This window comes from Pseudomonas sp. TH06 (assembly GCF_016651305.1).
In the GTDB taxonomy this organism is placed as follows: Bacteria; Pseudomonadota; Gammaproteobacteria; order Pseudomonadales; family Pseudomonadaceae; genus Aquipseudomonas.
Genome location: NZ_JAEKEC010000001.1, coordinates 1,549,528 through 1,572,005, shown reverse-complemented (window position 1 = coordinate 1,572,005; position 22,478 = coordinate 1,549,528). Strand labels below are relative to the sequence as shown.

At 59.4% G+C, this 22,478-nt stretch carries 20 protein-coding genes; 9 read left to right on the top strand and 11 right to left on the bottom strand.

Features of this window, described 5'->3' with window-relative positions:
- Positions 1 to 114 precede the first annotated feature (114 nt).
- On the bottom strand, positions 115 to 1,923 hold the full coding sequence (gene oadA / locus JFT86_RS06910; protein WP_201236243.1) for a sodium-extruding oxaloacetate decarboxylase subunit alpha: 1,809 nt from the start codon (positions 1,921 to 1,923) through the stop codon (positions 115 to 117).
- Between the two features lie 11 nt (positions 1,924 to 1,934).
- The gene (locus JFT86_RS06905) at positions 1,935 to 3,350 is read right to left on the bottom strand and encodes an acetyl-CoA carboxylase biotin carboxylase subunit (protein WP_025112637.1); all 1,416 of its coding nucleotides are present in this window, start codon (positions 3,348 to 3,350) and stop codon (positions 1,935 to 1,937) included.
- 190 nt (positions 3,351 to 3,540) lie between these two features.
- Between JFT86_RS06905 and JFT86_RS06900 the strand changes: the two genes are divergently transcribed.
- Positions 3,541 to 4,503, top strand: coding sequence for a LysR family transcriptional regulator (locus tag JFT86_RS06900; RefSeq protein WP_201236242.1), 963 nt, complete (start codon positions 3,541 to 3,543; stop codon positions 4,501 to 4,503).
- Here the strand turns inward: JFT86_RS06900 and JFT86_RS06895 are convergent.
- The 3 genes from JFT86_RS06895 to JFT86_RS06885 form a co-directional block, all read right to left on the bottom strand.
- Positions 4,445 to 4,648 (bottom strand): hypothetical protein, encoded by a 204-nt coding sequence (locus JFT86_RS06895; RefSeq protein ID WP_095188667.1) that lies wholly within the window; start codon positions 4,646 to 4,648, stop codon positions 4,445 to 4,447. The two genes, JFT86_RS06900 and JFT86_RS06895, sit on opposite strands and share 59 nt — an antisense overlap.
- Before the next feature lie 235 nt (positions 4,649 to 4,883).
- Positions 4,884 to 5,750: a transcriptional regulator HexR gene (gene hexR, locus JFT86_RS06890; RefSeq protein ID WP_007962240.1), complete on the bottom strand. Its 867-nt coding sequence runs from the start codon at positions 5,748 to 5,750 to the stop codon at positions 4,884 to 4,886.
- Between the two features lie 127 nt (positions 5,751 to 5,877).
- Positions 5,878 to 8,751 (bottom strand): GGDEF domain-containing phosphodiesterase, encoded by a 2,874-nt coding sequence (locus tag JFT86_RS06885; protein ID WP_201236241.1) that lies wholly within the window; start codon positions 8,749 to 8,751, stop codon positions 5,878 to 5,880.
- Positions 8,752 to 9,008: 257 nt separating this feature from the next.
- Between JFT86_RS06885 and uvrD the strand changes: the two genes are divergently transcribed.
- The 4 genes from uvrD (at position 9,009) to JFT86_RS06865 (ending at position 13,364) form a co-directional block, all read left to right on the top strand.
- Positions 9,009 to 11,192 carry a DNA helicase II gene (gene uvrD, locus JFT86_RS06880; RefSeq protein ID WP_201236240.1) on the top strand — a complete coding sequence of 728 codons (2,184 nt, stop codon included), beginning with the start codon at positions 9,009 to 9,011 and terminating at the stop codon, positions 11,190 to 11,192.
- A 142-nt stretch (positions 11,193 to 11,334) separates the two neighbouring features.
- On the top strand, positions 11,335 to 11,775 hold the full coding sequence (locus tag JFT86_RS06875) for an EamA family transporter (protein WP_201236239.1): 441 nt from the start codon (positions 11,335 to 11,337) through the stop codon (positions 11,773 to 11,775).
- A gap of 176 nt (positions 11,776 to 11,951) precedes the next feature.
- Positions 11,952 to 12,818 carry a Tim44 domain-containing protein gene (locus JFT86_RS06870; protein ID WP_201236238.1) on the top strand — a complete coding sequence of 289 codons (867 nt, stop codon included), beginning with the start codon at positions 11,952 to 11,954 and terminating at the stop codon, positions 12,816 to 12,818.
- Positions 12,819 to 12,956: 138 nt separating this feature from the next.
- A complete protein-coding gene (locus JFT86_RS06865; RefSeq protein WP_007995855.1) occupies positions 12,957 to 13,364 on the top strand; it encodes an SMI1/KNR4 family protein in 408 nt (135 codons plus the stop codon).
- A gap of 21 nt (positions 13,365 to 13,385) precedes the next feature.
- Here the strand turns inward: JFT86_RS06865 and JFT86_RS06860 are convergent, their stop codons facing one another.
- The gene (locus tag JFT86_RS06860; protein WP_201236237.1) at positions 13,386 to 15,149 is read right to left on the bottom strand and encodes a cation:proton antiporter; all 1,764 of its coding nucleotides are present in this window, start codon (positions 15,147 to 15,149) and stop codon (positions 13,386 to 13,388) included.
- Positions 15,150 to 15,429: 280 nt separating this feature from the next.
- On the opposite strand from JFT86_RS06860, the gene JFT86_RS06855 reads away from it, so the two are divergent.
- A complete protein-coding gene (locus JFT86_RS06855) occupies positions 15,430 to 15,912 on the top strand; it encodes an acyl-CoA thioesterase (protein WP_003229693.1) in 483 nt (160 codons plus the stop codon).
- A gap of 101 nt (positions 15,913 to 16,013) precedes the next feature.
- On the opposite strand, the gene pdxY is transcribed toward JFT86_RS06855, so the two are convergent.
- Positions 16,014 to 16,886: a pyridoxal kinase PdxY gene (gene pdxY, locus JFT86_RS06850; protein WP_201236236.1), complete on the bottom strand. Its 873-nt coding sequence runs from the start codon at positions 16,884 to 16,886 to the stop codon at positions 16,014 to 16,016.
- Positions 16,887 to 17,003: 117 nt separating this feature from the next.
- On the opposite strand from pdxY, the gene JFT86_RS06845 reads away from it, so the two are divergent.
- Positions 17,004 to 17,417 carry a DUF3301 domain-containing protein gene (locus JFT86_RS06845; RefSeq protein ID WP_064389782.1) on the top strand — a complete coding sequence of 138 codons (414 nt, stop codon included), beginning with the start codon at positions 17,004 to 17,006 and terminating at the stop codon, positions 17,415 to 17,417.
- Position 17,418: 1 nt separating this feature from the next.
- On the opposite strand, the gene JFT86_RS06840 is transcribed toward JFT86_RS06845, so the two are convergent.
- Entirely contained in the window at positions 17,419 to 18,390 is a 972-nt protein-coding gene (locus tag JFT86_RS06840) for a CobW family GTP-binding protein (protein WP_201236235.1), read from the bottom strand.
- 41 nt (positions 18,391 to 18,431) lie between these two features.
- On the opposite strand from JFT86_RS06840, the gene JFT86_RS06835 reads away from it, so the two are divergent.
- A complete protein-coding gene (locus JFT86_RS06835) occupies positions 18,432 to 18,788 on the top strand; it encodes an NADH:ubiquinone oxidoreductase (protein ID WP_201236234.1) in 357 nt (118 codons plus the stop codon).
- Between the two features lie 4 nt (positions 18,789 to 18,792).
- On the opposite strand, the gene JFT86_RS06830 is transcribed toward JFT86_RS06835, so the two are convergent.
- Together JFT86_RS06830 and zigA are read right to left on the bottom strand one after the other, a co-directional pair.
- Positions 18,793 to 19,443 carry a DUF1826 domain-containing protein gene (locus tag JFT86_RS06830; RefSeq protein ID WP_201236233.1) on the bottom strand — a complete coding sequence of 217 codons (651 nt, stop codon included), beginning with the start codon at positions 19,441 to 19,443 and terminating at the stop codon, positions 18,793 to 18,795.
- Positions 19,443 to 20,648: a zinc metallochaperone GTPase ZigA gene (gene zigA, locus JFT86_RS06825; protein WP_201236232.1), complete on the bottom strand. Its 1,206-nt coding sequence runs from the start codon at positions 20,646 to 20,648 to the stop codon at positions 19,443 to 19,445. Before zigA ends, JFT86_RS06830 begins: the two co-directional genes overlap by 1 nt.
- Before the next feature lie 225 nt (positions 20,649 to 20,873).
- On the opposite strand from zigA, the gene JFT86_RS06820 reads away from it, so the two are divergent.
- Complete coding sequence (locus tag JFT86_RS06820) at positions 20,874 to 21,251, top strand: glutamine synthetase (protein ID WP_201236231.1); 378 nt, start codon at positions 20,874 to 20,876, stop codon at positions 21,249 to 21,251.
- Here the strand turns inward: JFT86_RS06820 and JFT86_RS06815 are convergent.
- On the bottom strand, positions 21,248 to 22,456 hold the full coding sequence (locus JFT86_RS06815) for an N-acetylmuramoyl-L-alanine amidase (protein WP_201236230.1): 1,209 nt from the start codon (positions 22,454 to 22,456) through the stop codon (positions 21,248 to 21,250). The genes JFT86_RS06820 and JFT86_RS06815 overlap by 4 nt on opposite strands.
- Between the last annotated feature and the right edge of the window lie 22 nt (positions 22,457 to 22,478).

Here is a 22,478-nt window from a genome sequence, read left to right as displayed (position 1 = left end):
AAACAAGATCAAAAGATCGCAGCCGGCGGCAGCTCCTGCAGGGTAAAAACCCAGGCAAAAAAAGGGGAGCACATGCTCCCCCGAGGTTTAAAGCGTTGGATCGCGGCTGTTATCTCAGCCTTCGATCTCGATCAGGATTTCGCCCGGATTCACCCGGTCGCCTTTAGCGACGTGGATGGCCGTGACCTTGCCGGCAATGGCGGCCTGGACTTCGGTTTCCATCTTCATCGCTTCGGTGATCAGTACAGCCTGGCCAGCCTTGACGGTGTCGCCCTCCTTGACCAGCACATCAACGATGTTGCCCGGCATGGTGGTGCTGACGTGGCCCGGCGCGGACGCCTGTTTACGCTTGCTGCTGCCACCGCTTACAAATTCGTTGAGCGGTTCGAACACCACTTCTTCCGGCATGCCATCGATGGACAGGTAGAAGTGACGCTTGCCTTCGGCCTTCACACCAACACCGGTGATGTCGACGCGGTAGGTTTCACCGTGGACGTCGATGACGAACTCGGTCGGAACACCTTCGCCACCCGCCGACGCCACTGCGCCAGCCTCAGGAATCGGCAGCAGCACTTCCGGCACGAGGGTGCCAGCGGCACGCTCTTCGAGGAACTTGCGGCCGATGTCCGGGAACATGGCAAACGTCAGCACGTCTTCTTCCGACTTGGCCAGAGCGCCGATGTCGGCTCGCAGCTTGGTCATTTCCGGCTTGAGCAGATCGGCCGGGCGCACGTCGATGACTTCTTCGCTGCCGATCGCCTGACGACGCAGCTTCTCGTTGACCACGCCCGGCGCCTTGCCATAGCCGCCCTGCAGATACAGCTTCACTTCGTTGGTGATGGTCTTGTAACGCTCGCCGGCCAGCACGTTGAAGAACGCCTGGGTGCCGACAATCTGCGAAGTCGGCGTCACCAGCGGCGGGAAGCCAAGGTCTTCACGCACACGCGGGATTTCCGCCAGCACTTCGCCCATGCGGTTGAGTGCGCCCTGCTCTTTCAACTGGTTGGCGAGGTTGGAGATCATCCCGCCCGGAACCTGGTTGACTTGCACTCGGGTGTCGACGGCGGTGAACTCGCTTTCGAACTGGTGGTACTTCTTGCGCACGGCGTAGAAGTACAGGCCGATTTCCTGCAGCAGTTCCAGATTGAGGCCGGTGTCGTACTCGGTGCCTTTAAGGGCCGCGACCATCGACTCGGTGCCCGGGTGGCTGGTACCGGAGGCGAAGCTGGAGATCGCGGTATCGATGTGGTCGGCGCCGTTTTCGATGGCCTTCAGTTGGCACATGGTGGCCAGGCCAGCGGTGTCGTGGGAGTGGATGAACACCGGCAGCGACTGCTCGGCTTTCAACGCACGCACCAGTTCGCCGGTGGCGTACGGGGTCAGCAGACCGGCCATGTCCTTGATCGCCACCGAATCGCAACCCATGGCTTCCATCTGTTTGGCTTGAGCCACAAAAGCGTCGATGGTGTGCACCGGGCTGGTGGTGTAAGCGATGGTGCCTTGGGCATGTTTGCCAGCAGCTTTCACCGCTTCGATGGCCACGCGCAGGTTACGCACGTCGTTCATCGCGTCGAAGATACGGAACACGTCGATGCCGTTGACCGCAGCCTTGGCGACGAAGGCTTTGACCACGTCATCGCTGTAGTGGCGGTAGCCGAGCAGGTTCTGCCCGCGCAGGAGCATTTGCAGGCGGGTGTTAGGCAGCGCCGCACGCAGTTGGCGCAGACGCTCCCACGGGTCTTCTTTCAAAAAGCGTACGCAGGCATCGAACGTCGCGCCGCCCCAGCATTCCAGCGACCAGTAGCCGACTTTGTCGAGCTTGTCGCAGATCGGCAGCATGTCTTCGGTGCGCATGCGGGTGGCGAGCAGCGATTGGTGAGCGTCGCGCAGGATGGTATCGGTGACAAAGATCTTCTTGGACATTGTTGTATTCCTCACAGGCCTGCGTGGGCGGCGATGGCGGCGGCGATGGCCAGGGCCAGCTCTTCGGGTTTGCGCTTGATCGAGTAGTTGGTCAGTTCAGGGTGGCTTTCAACGAAGCTGGTATTGAACTGGCCGCTACGGAATTCCGGGTTGCGCAGGATTTCCTGGTAATACGCGGCGGTGGTCTTCACACCCTGCAGACGCATGTCGTCGAGGGCGCGCAGGCCACGGTCCATCGCCTCTTCCCAGGTCAGTGCCCAGACCACCAGTTTCAGGCACATCGAGTCGTAGAACGGCGGGATGGTGTAGCCGGTGTAGATCGCTGTGTCGGTGCGCACGCCCGGACCGCCGGGGGCGTAGTAACGGGTGATCTTGCCGAAGCTCGGCAGGAAGTTGTTCTTCGGGTCTTCGGCGTTGATGCGGAACTGCAATGCGAAACCACGGTGCTGAATGTCTTCCTGCTTCACCGACAGCGGCAGGCCGGAGGCGATGCGGATCTGTTCGCGGACGATGTCGATCCCGGTGATTTCTTCGGTAATGGTGTGTTCCACCTGCACCCGGGTGTTCATCTCCATGAAATACACCTCGCCCTCGGCGAGCAAGAACTCCACGGTGCCGGCGTTCTCGTAGCCGACAGCCTTGGCCGCACGCACCGAGAGGTCGCCGATGTAGGCGCGCTGTTCCGGAGTCAGTTGCGGGCTCGGGGCGATTTCGATGAGCTTCTGGTTGCGCCGCTGGATCGAGCAGTCACGCTCGAACAGGTGCACGACATTGCCGAAGCTGTCGCCGAGAATCTGCGCTTCGATGTGCTTGGGATTGACGATGCATTTTTCGAGGAACACTTCCGCCGAACCGAAAGCCTTGGTCGCTTCGGAAATGACGCGGGGGAAATTCTGTTCGAGTTCTTCCCGGCTGTTGCAGCGACGGATACCGCGACCGCCACCACCGGAAGTGGCCTTGAGCATCACCGGGTAACCGATACGGTCGCCTTCGGCCAAGGCTTCTTCGATGTCGGCAACGTTGCCTTCGGTGCCCGGCGTGACCGGTACGCCCGCCTTGATCATGCTGCGGCGCGCTTCGGTCTTGTCGCCCATGCGGCGAATGACTTCTGCCGACGGGCCAATGAATTTGATGCCGCGCTCGGCGCAGATGTCTGCCAGCTCGGCGTTTTCCGACAGGAAACCGTAACCGGGGTGCAGTGCATCGCAGCCGGTTTCAACCGCCAGGTTCACCAGCTTGCGCGGGTTCAGGTAACCGGCCAGTGGCTCGGCACCGATGCTGTGGGCCTCATCCGCACGCTTCACATGCAACGCATGACGGTCGGCGTCGGAAAAAATCGCAACCGAGCGAATGCCCATTTCGGCGCAGGCTCGCACGATTCGTACGGCAATCTCACCACGGTTGGCGATCAGGATCTTTGTTATCACTTGGAGGTTCCCTTGAGCCGGTGGCACCACGACCTGCTAGACCCAGGTCGACGCGTGACCAAATGTTTCAATTTAGTCGCAGGTCCACACTAGCGCTCATGAGGGATTAACAAAAATGAATAAAAATTGGGTCATGCATAAGTAAAGACTTATAGTCAGCGCATCCTCCCGTGTTCAGAGTCTGTAGAAAATGCGTAAGTCCTTGATGCGTATGACATTGCGTCAATTGCAGATCTTCAACGAAGTGTGCGATTTGCGTTCTTACAGCCGCGCAGCGGAGGAAATGTCGCTCACACAACCGGCTGTCAGCCTACAGATTCGTCAGCTTGAAGAGCTGATCGGGCAGCCATTATTCGATTATGTCGGCAAAAAACTCTACATGACCGAAGCCGCAGAAGCACTTCAGCGTGCCAGTCGGGACATTTTCGGACGCTTGGAAAACCTCGATATGCAGCTGTCCGACATGCAGGGCTCGCTGCAAGGGCAACTGAAACTGGCGGTGGAATCCAGCGCCAAGTATTTCGTGCCTCACCTGTTTGCAGCGTTCAAGCGCCAGCATCCGGAAGTCAATCTGCAACTGACCGTGGTCAACCGTGGCCAGGTGATCCGACGCCTGTCCGACAACCGCGACGACCTGGTGATCATGTCGATGGTGCCGCAGGACATGGGCCTGGAGTTTCTGCCGTTTCTCAATAATCCAATTGTTGCCGTAGCGCGTCCGGACCATCCGCTGGCACACATGGGCCCGCTGCGTTTGCAAGACCTTGAACCGTATACGCTGCTGATCCGTGAACCCGGCTCGGGTACGCGATTGGCGTGTGAGGAGTATTTCAAGGAAAAGCGCGTGCACTTCACTCAGACCCAGGAGGTCGCTTCAGCCGAAGCCCAGCGCGAATGCGTGTTGGCGGGTCTGGGCCTGGCGCTGTTGACGCGCCACGCCCTGAACCTGGAGCTGGCGACCGGCGGTCTGGTGGAACTGCCGGTCGAGGAGCTGCCGCTATTCCGTAGCTGGTGCCTGGTGCAAGCCAAGGCCAAACGCCTGTCACCGGTGGCGCACGCCTTCCTGGCGTTTATCCGCAGCGAACGTGTGCAGATCAGCGCGCTGGTTGAGCGCTTCGACGGGAAGCTGCGGGCGCTGCCTGCCAATGATTGATTTCGGGAAAGTCGCCGATTTCGGCTTGAAGCTGACGAAGTTCGAAGCGATCTTCGATAGCGCGGCGAAACTCCATGCGGCGCTGGTCTTCCTGCTGACGACGGGTTTTCGCGGCGCTGTTGCGTTCTTCGTAAGGCTGAGCCATTTCGAGTCTCCCAAGGCGTTTACGGGAGTTTCACGATAGGCGGAAGGGATGACGGTTTGGCTGCCGGGGGATGACAGTCCAATGAAATTTGCGGTGTTTTTGCGAACGCCATCGCGAGCAAGCCCGCTCCCACAGGGTTTTATGTCGAACACAATATTTGTGAACATCACCTGCCACTGTGGGAGCGGGCTTGCCCGCGATTAAGGTCGGAACGACCTTGCGATGACGTCAGTCATCAGTCATCCAGCGCTTTCACGGCCTTCGGTGACAACCGCAAGCTGCGCAGACTGCGCTTCACGCTCTTGAGGTGGTTGACCAGGCTCGGCCCGCGCGCCATGGCCACGCCCATCGCCAGCACGTCGATCACCACCAGGTGGGCGATACGCGAGGTCAGCGGCGTGTAGATTTCAGTGTCTTCGTGCACATCGATCGCCAGGTTGACGGTGGACAACTCCGCCAACGGCGTCTGGCTCGGGCACAACGTGATCAGCGACGCCCCGCTCTCGCGAACGAGGTTGGCTGTGATCAGCAGATCCTTCGAGCGCCCGGACTGGGAAATGCAGATCGCCACGTCGGTCGGCTTCAACGTCACTGCCGACATCGCCTGCATGTGCGGGTCGGAATACGCCGCTGCGGTCAGCAGCAAGCGGAAGAACTTGTGCTGGGCATCCGCCGCCACCGCGCCTGAAGCACCGAAGCCGTAGAACTCGACACGCTGCGCCTGCGACATCAACGTCACCGCACGCTGCAACTCCACCGGATCGAGCTTCTCGCGAACCTCCATCAGGGTGTGCAACGTGGTGTCGAAAATCTTCAGGCTGTAATCGGCGACCGAGTCGTCTTCATGGATCGCGAACTGGCCGAAGCTGGCACCCGCCGCCAGGCTTTGCGCAAGCTTGAGTTTCAGATCCTGAAAACCGGAACAACCGATGGCGCGACAGAAGCGCACGATGGTCGGTTCACTGATACCGACGCTGTGGGCCAGGTCGGCCATGGAACTGTGCATCACGGCCGCAGGGTCAAGCAGCACGTGGTCGGCGACCTTGAGCTCCGACTTGCGTAACAGGTGACGTGACTGGGCGATGTGTTGCAGCAGATTCAAGGGGCTGGACTCTTCTTATGGTCGGGGATGTAGCAAGCTTGTAGTTATACTACATGAATCGGCTTTTTGCCTGCTCAATGCGTAACTCGATGCCCCCATATCAGGCGCGATGGCATCCATGTAGCCCTTAATGCGGGTTTTCCTGTTCGCGCAAAAGCCCGGCCAGCCCGGCAGCTTCCACCGGTCGGCTGATCAGATAGCCCTGTACTTCATCGCAACGCTCGGCGCGTAAAAAATCCAGCTGTTCCTGCCGCTCGACCCCTTCGGCCACCACCTTCAGCGACAAGCCATGGGCCATGGCAATGATCGCCCGGGTAATCGCCGCATCTTCACTGCCCTCGCCCAGACCACGAATGAACGCCTGATCGATCTTCACGTAATCCACCGGAATGCGCTTGAGATAACTCAGCGACGAATAGCCGGTGCCGAAATCATCGATGGCCAGTTTCACCCCCAGATCGCGCAGTTGCTGGAAGGTCGCGATGATGTGCTCAACGCTGTCGAGCAATTGGCTTTCGGTCAGCTCCAGTTCAAGGTAGTGCGGCGCCAGCCCGGTTTCTTCGAGCACCTGACGCACCAGGCTGACCAGTTTGCCCTGCCGCAGCTGATGCACCGACAGATTCACCGAGACACGAATCGGCGCGAGCCCCTGACGCTGCCACTCGCATGCCTGCCAACAGGCCTGACGCAACACGAATTCGCCGATCGGCCCGATCAGACCGGTCTCCTCGGCCAGCCCGATGAAATCCCCCGGCGGCACCCGGCCCATCGTCGGATGATCCCAGCGCACCAGCGCCTCTGCCGCATTCAGGCGCCCCGTTTGCAGGCACAGCTTCGGCTGATAGAACACCTTCAACTGCTGCTCGTCGATGGCTTTGCGCAGCTGGTTTTCCAGCTGCAAACGCTCAAGCGTGCTGGCCTGCAGGCTCTCGGTGTAGAACTGGAAGTTGTTACCGCCCAGATGTTTGGCATGTTGCATGGCCATGTTCGACTGACTGACCAGCGCAGAAATCTCCCGCGCATTGTCCGGCAACATGCTGATGCCCATCGACGCGCTGACCACCAGTTCATGCCCATCGACCGTCAGCGGCAGACGCAGCTTGGTCGACAGTCGCGTGGCGACACGGGCCAGGCTCGACAGGTTGCCGTAGGCATCGAACAGCACCGCAAATTCATCACCGGACAGGCGCGCAATGGTGTCGGCTTCCGGCAAGGCATTAATCAGCCGACGGGCCATTTTCTGCAGCAACTGGTCAGCGACTTCATGACCGAGGCTGTCGTTGAGTAACTTGAAGCGGTCCAGATTGATGTGCAGCAGCGCCAGACTGCGCCGCCCGCCCTGCCGGACCCGTTGATGCGCTTCGTGCAGGCGCTCGCGGAACAGCGAACGATTGGCCAGCCCGGTGAGTTCGTCGTAGTGCGTCAGGTAACGCATGCGCTCTTCGGATTCGCGTCGCGCGGAGAGATCGGAGAAGAAGCCAACGATATGACTGACATTTCCCCGACTGTCGCGCACCGCATTCAGTTGCAGCCACTGCGGGTACAACTCGCCATTCTTGCGGGTCTCCACCAGTTCGCCCTGCCAACTGCCGTGCTGTTCCAGCGCGTGACGGATCGCCACGTAATGACGACGGGCATCACGGCTGCACGGCAATTCGACGACGTTGCGCCCGAGCATGTCGTCGATGTCATAACCGGTGACCCGACTGAAGGCCTGATTGATCGCGATCAACGCGTAGTTCGGGTCGAGAATCACGATGCCTTCGCTGGCCGCTTCAAAGACCGTCGCCGCCAGTCGCTGCTGCTCTTCAAGGCTTTTGCTGGCACTGATGTCGCGCCGCGTGCCGACCATCCGGATTACTCGCCCGCTGTCGCTGCGCTCCACGGCGCGACCACGGTCTTCGATCCACACCCAGTGGCCGTCGCCATGACGCACGCGATACTCGATCTGATAATCCTCGGTACGCCCCTTCAAATGTTCGACCAGTGCATGCTTGAGCGGCGGCACGTCTTCCGGATGCAGGCGCGGCTTGAGGTCGCGCAAAATAGCCGTGACGTATTCCGGAGCAAGGCCGAACAATTCCTGAATCTGCGTGTGGTGGACCTCGTCGCTTTGCAGATTCCAGTCCCACAGCCCCAGCTCACTGGCCTTCAATGCCAGCGCGAGACGCGCTTCGCTTTTGCTCAGGGCCTGATTGGCCGCGTCGAGTTCGCGGCTGCGCTGGGCGACACGGTCCTCCAGCTCGACCTGCGCTTCGCGCAACTTGCCCTCGGCGCAGCGGCGATGGTCGATTTCTGTCGCCAGTTCATGATTAAGCTGCTCGCTGCGCATCTGCGTCTGTTGCAGGTGTTCGATCAGGCGCTGGTTCTGAAAGCGCCGCACCAAGCCGCGATCAATCAGCCGATTGACCTGCCACGCCACCACGCTCAACGAACCCAGCAGGATCAGCCCGAGCCAGCCCCAGCCTCGCGCCAGTTCATCGCCGCCCCAAAACAGAAAACCGATCGCCGGCAGCAGACACGGCAAGGTAAACGACAGAAATGCCGGCAGGCTTACCGCATAAGCAACGCTGGCCGACAGCGTCGCGGCGCCGATCAGGCCAAACACCCAGGCCTGTTGCATGAAGTTGTCGGCAGGCACCAAAGCGATGCCGGCGCCGGCCAGAGTCAGGCCGGTCATCGTCGAACCGATCAGGAACATTCGGAACCAGATCGGCTGGGCCTGACGGTTAGGGATCGCCGAATCGAACGCCGCGACCTGAATCACCCGCAACGCCACCAGCGACAGCAACCACACCAGCCAGACGCTGACCACGAAATAGCGCTGCGGGCTCCAGAGCAAACCGGCGCAGACCAGACCATTGATCAACATGAAAAGGGTGGGCAACAAGGAGCCCTGATACAGCAGGCGCGTGCGCTCCACCGCCATTTCGACGGCATAGTGCTTGCGGATAACCCGGGGTTCCACAGAGGGGCCCGACAGTTCGGCGCTGAGGGTCATGGGCAACGTTCTTGTTCTTATAAGGAGGGCGTGCGCCCGAAACGTGGACGGAGCATACACAAGCAGACCCCTTTGCCAAACTGCTCCAGATCATAAATTGGGCGAAACTTTAGCCCCCTGTCGCACCGGCAAAACCCGCCAAGCGAGACGGACCAACGCCTGTAGCCGGTGACCGACCGGTCGTCATCGGCAGCACTTTCATCGGCTAATGCAAAGCTCGGTTTGCCCGGGCCTGCGGCGCACCCTAGAATGCCCCGATGCGCGATGATCTCTCCCTTCTGCTGAACTCTCTCAACGATGCCCAACGCCAGGCCGTAGCAGCCCCCGTTGGCCGTCAGTTGGTCCTGGCCGGTGCTGGCTCCGGTAAAACCCGAGTGCTGGTGCACCGTATCGCCTGGTTGATCCAGGTCGAAAACGCCTCGCCCCACTCCATTTTGTCGGTGACCTTCACCAACAAGGCCGCTGCCGAGATGCGTCATCGCATCGAGCAGTTGCTGGGTATCAACCCGGCCGGCATGTGGGTCGGCACCTTCCACGGCCTGGCGCACCGCTTGCTGCGGGCACATTGGCAGGAAGCCGGGCTGAGCCAGACCTTCCAGATTCTCGACAGCGATGACCAGCAACGCCTGGTCAAGCGGGTGATCCGCGAGCTGGGGCTGGACGAACAGCGCTGGCCGGCCCGTCAGGCCCAGTGGTTCATCAATGGGCAGAAAGACGAAGGTCTGCGTCCAAAACACATTCAGGCCAGCGGCGATTTGTACCTGGCGACCATGCGCGGCATTTATGAGGCCTACGAGGCCGCGTGCCAGCGCGCCGGCGTCATCGATTTCTCTGAACTGCTGCTGCGCGCCCTCGATCTGTGGCGCGATCACCCGGGCCTGCTGGCGCATTACCAAAAGCGTTTCCGGCACATTCTGGTGGACGAATTCCAGGACACCAACGCCGTGCAGTACGCCTGGTTGCGCCTGCTCGGCAAGGGCGGCGACAGCCTGATGGTGGTCGGCGACGACGACCAATCGATTTACGGCTGGCGCGGCGCGAAGATCGAGAACATTCATCAGTATTCGTCGGACTTTCCGGATTCCGTGACCATTCGCCTGGAGCAGAACTATCGCTCCACCGCCGGCATCCTCAAGGCTGCCAACGCCTTGATCGCCAATAACACCGGGCGCCTAGGCAAAGAGCTGTGGACCGACGGCGGTGATGGCGAAGCGATCAACCTGTACGCCGCGTTCAACGAACATGACGAAGCACGCTACGTTGTCGAAACCATCGAAAGTGCGCTGAAAACCGGCCTGGCTCGCAGCGATATCGCGATTCTGTACCGCTCCAACGCCCAATCGCGCGTTCTGGAAGAAGCCTTGCTGCGCGAACGCATTCCTTACCGCATCTATGGCGGTCAGCGCTTCTTCGAGCGCGCGGAAATCAAGAACGCCATGGCCTACCTGCGCTTGCTCGAGGGTCGTGGCAACGATGCAGCGCTGGAACGGGTAATCAACGTCCCCGCTCGCGGTATCGGCGAGAAAACCGTCGAAGCGATCCGCGACCATGCCCGTCACAGCGATGTGTCGATGTGGGAAGCGATGCGCCAACTGGTCGCCAATAAAGGCCTGACCGGTCGTGCGGCCGGTGCGCTGGGCGCGTTTATCGAGCTGATCGAAAACCTTGCTGCCAAGTGCATGGAAATGCCGCTGCATTTGATGACGCAAACCGTCATCGAGCAGTCGGGCCTGATCGCCTATCACGAAGCGGAAAAAGGCGAGAAAGGCCAGGCCCGGGTGGAAAACCTTGAGGAACTGGTCAGCGCCGCGCGCAACTTCGAAAACACCGAAGACGACGAAGAGCTGACGCCCCTGGCGGCATTCCTCGGCCACGCTTCGCTGGAGGCGGGCGACACTCAGGCTGACGAGCACGAAGACAGCATTCAGCTGATGACGCTGCACAGTGCCAAGGGACTGGAATTCCCGTACGTGTTCCTCGTGGGCATGGAAGAAGGCCTGTTCCCGCACAAGATGAGTCTGGAAGAACCGGGGCGTCTTGAGGAAGAACGCCGTCTGGCTTACGTCGGCATCACCCGGGCAATGCAGAATCTGGTGATGACCTATGCTGAAACCCGACGCCTGTACGGCAGCGAAACCTACAACAAGGTCTCGCGTTTCGTCCGCGAAGTGCCGAAAGGTCTGATTCAGGAAGTACGCCTGTCGAACAGCGTCAGCCGACCGTTCGGCGGCAACCAGTCGATGAGCGGCAGCAACCTGTTCAGCGGCAGCGAGATTCCGGAAACCGGCTTCAGCCTTGGGCAAACCGTTCGTCACTCGATCTTCGGTGACGGCGTGATCCTCAACTTCGAAGGCGCAGGCGCGCAGGCCCGGGTGCAGGTGAACTTCAGCGAAGGCAGCAAGTGGCTGATGCTCGGTTACGCGAAGCTGGAAGCGATCTGAAGCCTTGCTCGATTGCTTTCTGTAGGAGTGAGCCTGCTCGCGATAGCGATTTTTCATTCAATATGTATTGTCTGAAACTGCCTCATCGCGAGCAGGCTCACTCCTACAAGGCTCTGTCAGCTCCTTGATCAAGGACATTTCCATGGGCTCAGGCTTCTTTTCCTCCTGGACATTCTGGGCCCTGCTCTCGGCGACTTTCGCCGCATTGACGGCGATCTTCGCCAAAGTCGGCATCGAAAACGTCAATTCCGATTTCGCCACCCTGCTGCGCACCATCGTGGTACTCGTCAGCCTGGCCTTGATTTTGTACGCCACGGGCCAATATCAGTCATTGGGATCGATATCCGCCAAGAGCTATCTGTTCCTGTTGCTGTCCGGTCTTGGCACCGGCGCGTCGTGGTTGTGCTACTTCCGCGCGTTAAAGATAGGCCCGGCGTCACTGGTCGCTCCGGTGGACAAACTCAGCGTGGTGCTGGTGGCGATACTTGGCGTGATCTTGCTGGGCGAGAAACTCGATCTGCGCCAATGGGGCGGTATCGGCTTGATCACGGCCGGCGTGGTGATGCTGGCGTTTCGTCGCTAAGCAGCTTTCTCACTGAACCTGTCGCTCTTTCCTACAGCCAAATGTAAATGGCCTTATTGCCCCGACCGAGCTGAACGTAACCTGTCAGGCAAAAGCCCGAAACACTCTCTCGCTAGCCAGTGTCACTTCAGCTGTGCAACATGGCGCGCGTGTCTCCACAAACGGGAATTCCCTTTATGAAACGTTTTCTTAGCATCGCCATGGCGTTGTGCATCGGCCTGACGATGAGCCTCGACGCCAATGCCAAGCGCTTTGGTGGTGGCAAAAGCGCCGGCGCTGCGCCGACGCACCAGACCAGCCAAATGGCTCCTTCTTCTCCAGGCATGGGCGGCGCTGCGGCGACCGCCGGTGCCGCCGGTGCTGCTGCCAAGGCTGGCGGCGCTTCGAAATGGCTCGGCCCTCTGGCCGGCATCGCCGCCGGTGGCCTGCTGGCGTCCATGTTCATGGGCGGCGGCTTCCAGGGCATGCAGATCTTCGACATCCTGATCATGGCCGTGATCGCGTTCGTGATCTTCCGTTTCATCGCCGCTCGTCGACGCAAGCAACAGGAGCACCTGGCTCCGGCCGGCGCCCCGATGCAGCGTGAAGCGTTCGAGCAGAAGCCTGCTGGCATGGGTTCGATCTTCGGTGGTTCGGCTGCACCGGCTGCCGCTCGTCCGGTCATCAACGCACCGGCCTGGTTCAACGAACAGAACTTCCTTACCGCCGCGCGCAGCCACTTCCAGTCGCTGCAGCAGCACTGGGACGCCAACGAAATGGACAAGATCGCCGAGTTCGTGACCCCGCAAATGCTTGAGTTCCTCAAGCGTGAGCGTGCAGATCTGGGCGACGCCTTCCAGTCGACCTACATCGACAACCTCCAGGTGCAACTGGACGGCGTCGATGACCGCGCCGACAAGACCATCGCCACCCTGACGTTCAGCGGTGTGTCGAAGACCTCGCGTTTCGACCAGGGCGAAGTGTTCAGCGAAAGCTGGAACATGGAGCGTCCGCAGGGCGACAACCAGCCTTGGCTGGTCGCCGGTATCCGCCAGAACGGCTGATCCCTCCTGCGTCAGTCAGGTAACAGTGAAAACCCCGGACTTGTCCGGGGTTTTTCTATTTCGCGGTTGCATCTATAGCGAGCTACTGTATAAACCGGCCCATATAAACCGCGCCATTCAAGCAAGAGGATCCCGGACGTGGAAGAAATCATCGAACAACTGCGCGAAGCCAACGAACCCGTACCGGTTCCACTGGAATTGCCTGACGAAGACCAACTGGTGGAAGTCGAAGAAGAACTCTTCATCAACATTCCGTTTGTCTTCAAAGAGTTTCTGCTGACCGTCAGCGACGTGGTTTACGGCAGTCTGGAGCCGGTGACTGTCACCGACCCGCAATCGCATACCTATCTGCCGGATGTGGCGGCGAACGCCTGGGACGCCGGCGTGCCGCGCGACCTGATCCCGATCTGCCAGGACGGCGACAACTACTACTGCGTCGAAGAAGACGGCACCGTGGTGCTGTGGTCCGGCGAAGAAGAGCTGATCACCGAAGAATCCTGGGAATCGGTGTGGCACTGGGCGCGGGACGTCTGGCTGGAAAGCTGATCGCCCCAACGTCCCGTTTGGTCAATGCCCCGACGACTCCTTGTGGTTGTCGAGGGTTTCCAGCAGGGCCACCTGCATCCGCGTGTGCACGCGGATGAACCAGCGCCAGAGCAGCGCCGCCACGCCGGCCGCGACCACCGCGATCAGCACCAGCAACTTGTTGGTCGGTAAGATACTGGCCGACAAGGCTGCCAACAGCAGGAAAATCACCAGCAGCGAGAGAATCGGGATCACTTCGGAGATCACCCGGCGCACTCGCTGCGTGTGACGCCCGGCCATCTCCGGCTTCACGCCCATCTCCGCCAGCAGCATCGACAGCGCCTTGAGCTTGCGATAGGCGGCGATCAGGAACGGCAACGACAGCAACAATGCCCCGCCCCAGATCAATGCCTTCTGCCAGCTCGGATCCGCGATCCAGTCCTGCAGCCACGCCGAGATGCGTTCGGCAAAGAACGCACCGCTGAAGAAGATCGCGATCACCAGCGCCAGGTTGACCCCGACTTGCAGCAAAATCTTGCGGATAATCGACGCCAGCATCGCGCCCTCGCCCTGCGGCTGAATGCTGCGCAGCCATTCGCCATACATCCCGAACACACGCCCGAGACGCTGCGGCATCGCGGCAGACAGCTTGATCGACAGCGGATCCGCCGCGCGAATCAGGTACGGCGTCAGCAGCGTGGTGATCACCGACACCGCCACGGCCACCGGATAGAGGAAGTTGCTGGTGACCTGCAAGGTCATGCCTAGCGCGGCGATGATGAAGGAAAATTCGCCAATCTGTGACAGCCCCATCCCCACCCGCAGTGAGGTGCGTCCGTCATTGCCGGCGATAAACGCACCGAGCCCGCAGGACAACATCTTGCCCAGCACCACGGCTACAGTGATGACCGCAATCGGCCACGCGTATTGCAGAAGAATCATCGGATCGAGCATCAGGCCGATGGCGACAAAGAAGATCGCACTGAACAGGTCACGAACCGGCTCTATCAAGCGCTCGATCTTCAGCAATTGCCGCGACTCGGCCATGATCGCGCCGATCAGGAACGCGCCCAGCACCATGCTGTATTCGAGTTTGACCACCAGCAGACAGAAGCCGAAACACAGGCCTAGCACGGTGATCAGCAGCATCTCGTTGCTTTCGAATTTGGCGACGTAGGCCAGCAAACGCGGCACCAGCAGAATGCCGATGACCAGTGCGACGATCATGAACAACGACAACTTGCCGACAGTGGAAAACACTTCGCCGGAGCTCACCGTACCGCTGACGGCGATGCTCGACAGCAAGGCGATGATGCCTATGCCGAGGATGTCTTCGACGATCAGTACGCCGAAGATCAACTGCGCGAAACGCTCGTTCTTCATCTTCAGATCATTGAGCGCCTTGACGATGATGGTGGTCGAGGAGATCGCCAGAATCGCGCCGAGGAACAGCGAATCCATGGTGTTCCAGTCAAACCAGCGGCCGATTTCGTAACCGATCCAGATCATCAGAACGATTTCGAGGAACGCCGCAATAAACGCCGTGGCACCGACCTTGAACAGCTTGCGCAGGCTGAACTCCAGCCCAAGACAGAACATCAGGAAGATCACCCCCAGCTCGGCGAGGGTCTTGATGGTTTCCTCATCGTGAATCAAGCCGAATGGCGGAGTGTGCGGGCCGATGATGAACCCTGCGACGATGTAGCCAAGCACCACCGGCTGCTTGAAACGGTGGAACAGGACCGTCACCACACCTGCGACCAACATGATCACTGCCAGATCCTGAATGAAACTGATGGCATGCATGGCGTGGGCTCCTTGAATGACGAGGCTCGCAGTCGGGCATCAGAAAGATCTGAGCGAGCGGGGTAAAAATCCGCTTTTCGTGTGGGAATTGCCCTTGAGGCGGGCTTTTGCAGGGTAACACCGCGACTTACGCCTGAAAGGCGGTGCAATATATGGAAACAGATCGATCCCGGCGTGACGGCGGCCAGTCGCCCGGCGTCCCGATAACGGTGCTTTTGAAAAGCGACCAAGTGCCCATAGAGGCGCTTCCAGCAAACCAGCCTTGATCCGTGAGAACGTTATGGAACCCGGAAACGCCCAGCTGTCGATGACGGTACTGATGACCCCCGACATGGCCAACTTCTCTGGCAATGTCCACGGCGGCACCCTGCTCAAATATCTCGACGAAGTGGCTTACGCCTGCGCGAGCCGTTATGCCGGACGCTACGTCGTGACGCTGTCGGTGGATCAGGTGATTTTCCGCGAGCCGATCCATGTCGGCGAACTGGTGACTTTCCTCGCGTCGGTCAACTACACCGGCAATACCTCGATGGAAGTCGGCATCAAAGTGGTGACCGAGAACATCCGCGAGCGCTCGGTGCGCCACACCAATAGCTGCTTCTTCACCATGGTCGCGGTGGATGACCAGCGCAAACCGGCTGCTGTGCCGCCGCTGCAGCCGCAGAACAGTGAAGACAAACGCCGCTACATGCAGGCTCAGCAGCGCCGGCAGATTCGCCAGGAGCTGGAAAAGCGTTATCAGGAGATCAAGGGCGACGCCTGAGATCAAAAGCAAAAGATCACAGCCTCCGGCAGCGCCTACATGGGAATGTGAAATCCTGTAGGAGCTGCCGGAAGCTGCGATCTTTTTCAACGATTACGCGATTACAGACTGATCGCGGTCGCCTCGAATTTCACCCGCGGATGCGCAATCCGATCCTGCGCCCGCACCAGTTGCAGTTCATAACTGGCGCATGCCTGAGTCTCCAGCAACACTTCATGCACCGCTGCCGCCGTGAATTCGAATGCGGCGACCAAGCTGTCGCCCAGTAACACCCGCGCCAGAAACAGGCCGGACGTCAGATCGCCCACGCCCACCGGCTGACGCGGAAATGCCAGCAGCGGGCGACGCAGATGCCAACTGCCCTCGGCGGTCACCAGCAGCATCTCGAAACCATCCGCCGGTTTGCCCGGGTAATCCAGATGCTTGACCAGTACGGCTTTCGGTCCACGCGCCAGCAGCGCCCGCGCCATTGCCAGGCAATCGAACAACGACTGCGGCTTGCGTCCGGAGAAGCTATCCAGCTCCAGCTGATTCGGGCACATGAAGTCCGCCACGGCGGCCGCTTCGTCCAGCAGAAAGTCGCTGACTTCGGCCGGCACACTGCAACCCTTCTCCGGATGGCCCATTACTGGATCGCAGAGATACAAAGCCTTTGGATTGACCGCTTTGATGCGCGCCACGCCACTGAGAATCGCCCGGCCCTGCGCCGCGCTGCCGAGATAGCCGGACAGTACCGCGTCGCAGTTGCCCAGCTCGCCGATGGCGGCGATACCGTCGATCAATTCGGGAATCTGCTGCGGCGGCAGCACTTCGCCCGCCCATTGGCCGTACTGCGTGTGGTTGGAAAACTGCACGGTGTTGAGTGGCCAGACATTCACCCCGACACGCTGCATCGGAAAAACCGCGGCGCTGTTGCCGGCGTGGCCGAACACCACGTGGGACTGGATTGCGAGCAGATGAGGCGTACGTTTCATTCGGGTTTTTCCGTAAAACGATTGAAATTCAAGCCGCGCAGTATGCGACGAAACGCAGCCTGTACGACAGACCGGCGACGCAGTTAAGCTGACGCTATCTTTTGGAGTCCCTTGTTGATGCTGACCCTCGAAAACATCTTCGTGCTGATGCTGTTCGCCGCTGCCGGCGCCTGGTTGTGGCACAACCATGGCTTGCGCGAGCGGGCGCTGGAGCGGGTCAAGCAGCACTGCCTGAACGTGCGTGTCGAGTTGCTCGACGGCAACGTTGCACTGAAGAAAATCGGTTTCATCAAGGACGCTAACGGGCGTCGACGCCTGGCGCGGGTGTACAACTTCGAGTTCACCGTGACCGGCGAGACTCGTCATAACGGCACCATCACCCAGTTTGGCGCGCACAGTGCGCAGATCGAGCTGGCGCCCTACCCGGCGCCGTTCGACGATACGCCGCCGGTCGTCGAGGTGCACAAACCACGGGCCGAGGTGATCGAGCTGAGTCAGTGGCGGCAGGAACACACCAAGTGGAAGCCGTGAATCAGCTCGCCTGAATCCGGCACTGCGCCAATCCGGCCTGTAATTCAGCGATATTCTGTGGATCGGCGAAGATCAGTTCGATCCGCGAGTCCTTGCGCCATTCACTGGTTTGCCAAACCAGCGCTGCATTATCCAGAGCATTGGCCGAGATCCAGCCATCGCTGCTGTGGATAACCATTTTTGCTCTGTTCCAGATCAGGCCGTTGAGCCAGTCGTGGAGGCGTTGTCGGTCGAAGGTCTGGCCCGGATGCCAGCGCCAACCGATGCTCCAGCCGCCCTCTTGCGCCTGACTCAGACAAATCGGCTGCGTCGGATCGTTCCAGATGGTCGGCAGTTGCGCCGTGCCGTTGGGCATGACCAGGTTATCCACAGCCGCCACCGCTTGAATTGCCAACCCCGGCAATTCGCTCACTGATAGCTGCGCCTGCTGCGTCCAGATCTGCCTGACGGGCGGCAACTGACTGGATATTGCCTGTCGGGCCGCTTCATCGAGATGTTCAGCCTTGTTCAGCAACAGCAAACCGGCGCTGGCAAATGCCTGCTGTTGCGCTGCCGGCAATGGTTTACCCGCCTGGAGTGCCTGGGCATCCAGCACCAACACACACGGCTGAACCGCGAGGACGCCGAGCCATGGCGCCTCGCTTAGTTGCTTGAGCAATTGCGCAGGATGGCCCAAACCGGACGGTTCTATAAACAGCCGATGCGGCCTGGCCTTGCGCAGCAAACGTCCAAGACCGATCTGAAACGGCGCACCATTCACGCAACATAAACAGCCCCCAGCCACTTCGCCCAGTGCGATACCATCGCCGTCGCGGGTCAGCAGCGCGGCATCGAGGCCGATCTGGCCGAACTCGTTGATCAACACCGCCCAGCGTTCATCCGTCGGCCGTTGCGCCATCAGTTGGCGAATCAGGCTGGTCTTGCCGGCGCCTAGCGGGCCTGCGATGACATGGGTAGGAATGTTCTGCAACATGGCTGGCGTTTGTCTGTGGAGAGTTTACGGGGAGGTTGAAGATGCGTTTAATCGGATGGTCGTTGCTGTTGCTGCTGGTGTCGAGCGAAGTCTTGGCCCAGGCCTGCGTGGTGCACAGCCAGAGCGAACGGCTCGACGTCAAAGTCTGCCAGCAGAACCGCAACATCCCGGAAAAACTGTTTAACGACGGCTTCTGTCAGCCAACGCTGGCTGGGCAAAAAGTCGACGTGCAGTACGTCGATCAATGCCCGAGCGGGGCATTCGGCGTGTGCAGCAACGCCGAAGTCGCCAATATGCCCTATCGCCAGGATATCCACTATTACGGCATCGCCACCGATGCAGCCTATTTGAAGCCGTATTGCGAAGGTCAAAGCCAGGGCGCGTGGCTCAAGCCTTGAAGCGCTAGCCGAGCCAGTCGAGGGTCAGCATCAACCGGCGCTCGCCGGGCGCGAGTTGCGGCGAGCGGTGGATCAGACCGAAACCTTCGTTACCGTGCCACTTCTCGCCTTTCAATAGCGCCACTTCGCCACTCGTGAGTCGCTGAATCTGCCAGGCCTCGTGCGGCTCGGCATTTGCCTGACCAAGCTGAAGACGATCCATTTCACCTTCCCTGAGCCATTCACTGCCAATGCCCGCGTAGGTGGTGATAAGTCGCACCGGTACATGATCGACGTGGAAACGCGGGCACATGGCTTTATCCAGCACGCGCAAGCGCAGGCCAATGCGTCGCGCGCCGAGCAGGCAGGCGAACGCGCCGACCAGCCATTTCAAGTCAGCGATAAAGCCTTCGTAGCCCTCCAGATCGCGAAAGTTTGAAGCCAACCCGTTGAGGTCAGGATCGACGTCCTCGTCCGTGATATCCAGGTACAACGACTCTGCCAAGGGTTCGTTGAGCGACAGTAGCAAACTGGCAAACTCGGCAATGTGCAGCGGTAGCTGTCGCTGCCAGATGGCAAGGTTTACGTCATCTTCAAGAATCCGTATCAGCGTTTTTGGCGTATTGCCTTGATACTGATGGCGCGTCCGGTCCTGGAGCATTTTCAACGCGAGCATCAGGCCACCTCTGCGTGCCAAGGGCCGAACGGATCCACCAGCAACCGCCAGCCTTCCACACCGAGCGCCATTTCCTCGTCGGTCAGCAGGCAATCATCGAGTTCGTCTGATAGCTGCGGGAAATTGATGTTTTGGCCAATAAACACCAGTTCCTGACGGCAGTCTCCGACGCTCGGCGTCCAGTTTTCCATAATCGCCACGGTGCTTTCCTGATCTTGCGGCCACTGGTCTTTCGGCACAAAACGCCACCAGCGCCCGGCAAAACCATGACGCATCAAGCCACCGGCCTGCGACCAACTGCCGGCGTCATTCGGCTTGCTTGCCAACCAGAAAAAACCTTTGGAGCGCAGCAGTTTTCCGTTCAGCCAAGGGCGGTCGATGAAGTTGAAGAAGCGTTGCGGATGAAAGGGTCTTCGCGCGCGGTAGGCGGTAGAGGCGATGCCGTATTCGTCGGTTTCCGGGACGTGCGTTCCGCGCAACTCTTTCAGCCAACCCGGCGCTTGCGCGGCTTTTTCGAAGTCGAAACGACCGGTATTGATAATGCTCTCCAACGGAACTTCACCCATCACCATCGGGATGATTTCAGCCTGGGCGTTGAGGCGCTTGAGAATGGCGGTCAGTTCCTCACGCTCCCGCTGACTGATCAGATCGATCTTGCTGATCAACAGCACGTCAGCGAATTCGATTTGCTCGATCAACAAGTCGGTGATGGAGCGTTCGTCCTCTTCACCAAGGACTTCCCCGCGAGAGGCGAGGCTTTCCGCGGCCTGATAGTCGAGGAGGAAATTCACACCGTCGACTACAGTGACCATGGTGTCCAGCCGGGCGATATCGGCGAGGCTTTGCCCTTGCTCATCACGGAAAGTGAAGGTCTCCGCGACGTGCAATGGCTCGGAGATGCCGGTGGATTCGATCAATAAGTAATCGAAACGGCCCTCGCCGGCCAGTTTGCTGACTTCTTCCAGCAAGTCCTCGCGTAACGTACAGCAGATACAGCCGTTACTCATTTCCACGAGTTTTTCTTCTGCGCGGTTCAGGCTGACATCACGTTGAACTTCGCTGCCATCGATATTGATCTCGCTCATATCGTTAACGATGACTGCCACGCGCAGCCCTTGGCGATTACGTAGTACGTAATTCAAAAGTGTACTTTTTCCGGCGCCCAAAAATCCGGAAAGAACGGTAACAGGCAGTGCGGCTGACATTGGGTAATCCTCTTCAGGTAGCAGCCGATCTGCGCTTTTGCGTAGCGCTGGACGTTCTTGGGCTTCAAACAATGGATTCGCAGGAAGCTAAACGCTTGAAATCGGCCGAATCAGGCTCAGTTCAAATTGATGTTATAGTATAACAATATGAATTAGCCAGCCCCGCTCTTGCGCTTCACGACCAAGAGTCGGAAGCTGCGATCAATACGTCGCTCAGGAAATGTCATGAAAGAAGCGCTGAAATGCTCAATATTGAGCCTCGCGTTGTTAGCTGCCACTAACGCTTGGGGACAAAATCCTGCGCTTGCCACCTGCACGCGTAGCGCCAATCTGCTGGCCTGCATGGACGCTGAGGGTAATGCCTACAGCGTCAACTCTATTGGCAATACGCTTTACCTGCGTGGCTTCGAAAGGAACGGCCAACGATATTGGGCACAAACCAACAGCCGCTTCGGTCAACTGACGTTCTTCACCGGTATCGCCTCAGACGGTGAAGCCTGGGTGGGCTACACCCGTCGGGTGGGTTGGACGACCATCAATCGCTTCTCCAGCTCGGGAGGCAGCAGTGCAAAATTTACCTGTAGCCGGATTACTGGCTGCTAAACCAGGCCTTTTTGTTGTTCCTGTTGCCAGGCCAGGAAGCTGTCGATCGGCGGATTTTTCTGAAAATAGCGCTGCACACCTTCATATAACCCGTCCGCAATGGCTTGCTGATGCCTTTGGGTGACCAGTCGCTGACTGTCACGAGCATTGGAAATGAAGCCGGTTTCTACAAGGATCGATGGCACATCGGGCGACTTCAGCACAGCAAATCCTGCCTGCTCCACACGCTTCTGATGCAGCGCGGTAATCCCCGCCAGACTCTCCAGAATCGTACTGCCGAGCTGCAAACTGGCAGCGATGGTGGCGTTCATCGACATGTCGAGAATGACCCCGGCAAGCATCGGATCCTTGTCTTTTAGGTTGAGCAGACTGGTAGCACCGAGCAGGTCTGCGCCGTTCTCGCGCTGCGCCATGAAACGCGCAGTCGCCGATGTCGCGCCACCTTCGGAGAGGCAGTAAACCGATGCGCCTGAGGCCGTCAGTCGCGGTGCTGCGTCAGCATGCACCGAGATAAACATGTCAGCCTTGTGCTGGCGGGCAATCTCCACCCGCTTGCGCAAGGGCACGAAGAAGTCGTCGTTGCGCACCAGTTTTACGTCAAAACCCTTCTCTTTTTTCAGGCGTCTGGCGAGCAACTGAGCGATGGAAAGCACGACATCCTTCTCACGCTCACCCTTGGCGCCAACTGCGCCGGGGTCTTTTCCGCCATGGCCTGGATCGACAACCACAATAATGTCGCGCTTTCGATGGGCCTTAATCGCGGGTGTTTCACGTGGAACCATTGCGACTATCGACTCTTGTTTCGCACTGACCAGGTCCAAGACAAGTCGATGACCTTGCCCATCCTGAGGGGCCAGAAGGAAGCTGTTTAGCAGTACCGGAGCCTTCAGATCGAGAACGATACGGGTATCGTCCAGCCCCGTTTGCCCAGATCGAATCGAGCGAATCACCGTATCGCTGAGTGCCAGTTGGCTCAGATCCCCATTCAGCGTGGCACCGCTCACATCAATAATCAGTCGCTCAGGGGCGCCGAGACTGAACGCTTTGTAGCGAACCGCTGCGCTTAAATCGAACACCAATCGAAGCTTTTCAGCTGAACGCCAGATCCTCGCCTGACGGATTTGCGCAGAGGAAGCAGAGGCACCGATGGGTAAAGCGAAGGCCGCGCTGGCCAGAATCAGATTGAGCAAACGACGTCTGTGCATATGAAAGCCTGTTCATGAAAAA

Bases quoted from the DNA above. Each gene is read 5' to 3' on its own strand.
- oadA (WP_201236243.1), bottom strand. From the start codon at position 1,923: ATGTCCAAGAAGATCTTTGTCACCGATACCATCCTGCGCGACGCTCAC.
- JFT86_RS06900 (WP_201236242.1), top strand. From the start codon at position 3,541: ATGCGTAAGTCCTTGATGCGTATGACATTGCGTCAATTGCAGATCTTC.
- JFT86_RS06895 (WP_095188667.1), bottom strand. From the start codon at position 4,648: ATGGCTCAGCCTTACGAAGAACGCAACAGCGCCGCGAAAACCCGTCGT.
- JFT86_RS06885 (WP_201236241.1), bottom strand. From the start codon at position 8,751: ATGACCCTCAGCGCCGAACTGTCGGGCCCCTCTGTGGAACCCCGGGTT.
- uvrD (WP_201236240.1), top strand. From the start codon at position 9,009: ATGCGCGATGATCTCTCCCTTCTGCTGAACTCTCTCAACGATGCCCAA.
- JFT86_RS06875 (WP_201236239.1), top strand. From the start codon at position 11,335: ATGGGCTCAGGCTTCTTTTCCTCCTGGACATTCTGGGCCCTGCTCTCG.
- JFT86_RS06870 (WP_201236238.1), top strand. From the start codon at position 11,952: ATGAAACGTTTTCTTAGCATCGCCATGGCGTTGTGCATCGGCCTGACG.
- JFT86_RS06860 (WP_201236237.1), bottom strand. From the start codon at position 15,149: ATGCATGCCATCAGTTTCATTCAGGATCTGGCAGTGATCATGTTGGTC.
- JFT86_RS06855 (WP_003229693.1), top strand. From the start codon at position 15,430: ATGGAACCCGGAAACGCCCAGCTGTCGATGACGGTACTGATGACCCCC.
- pdxY (WP_201236236.1), bottom strand. From the start codon at position 16,886: ATGAAACGTACGCCTCATCTGCTCGCAATCCAGTCCCACGTGGTGTTC.
- JFT86_RS06845 (WP_064389782.1), top strand. From the start codon at position 17,004: ATGCTGACCCTCGAAAACATCTTCGTGCTGATGCTGTTCGCCGCTGCC.
- JFT86_RS06840 (WP_201236235.1), bottom strand. From the start codon at position 18,390: ATGTTGCAGAACATTCCTACCCATGTCATCGCAGGCCCGCTAGGCGCC.
- JFT86_RS06835 (WP_201236234.1), top strand. From the start codon at position 18,432: ATGCGTTTAATCGGATGGTCGTTGCTGTTGCTGCTGGTGTCGAGCGAA.
- JFT86_RS06830 (WP_201236233.1), bottom strand. From the start codon at position 19,443: ATGCTCGCGTTGAAAATGCTCCAGGACCGGACGCGCCATCAGTATCAA.
- zigA (WP_201236232.1), bottom strand. From the start codon at position 20,648: ATGTCAGCCGCACTGCCTGTTACCGTTCTTTCCGGATTTTTGGGCGCC.
- JFT86_RS06820 (WP_201236231.1), top strand. From the start codon at position 20,874: ATGAAAGAAGCGCTGAAATGCTCAATATTGAGCCTCGCGTTGTTAGCT.
- JFT86_RS06815 (WP_201236230.1), bottom strand. From the start codon at position 22,456: ATGCACAGACGTCGTTTGCTCAATCTGATTCTGGCCAGCGCGGCCTTC.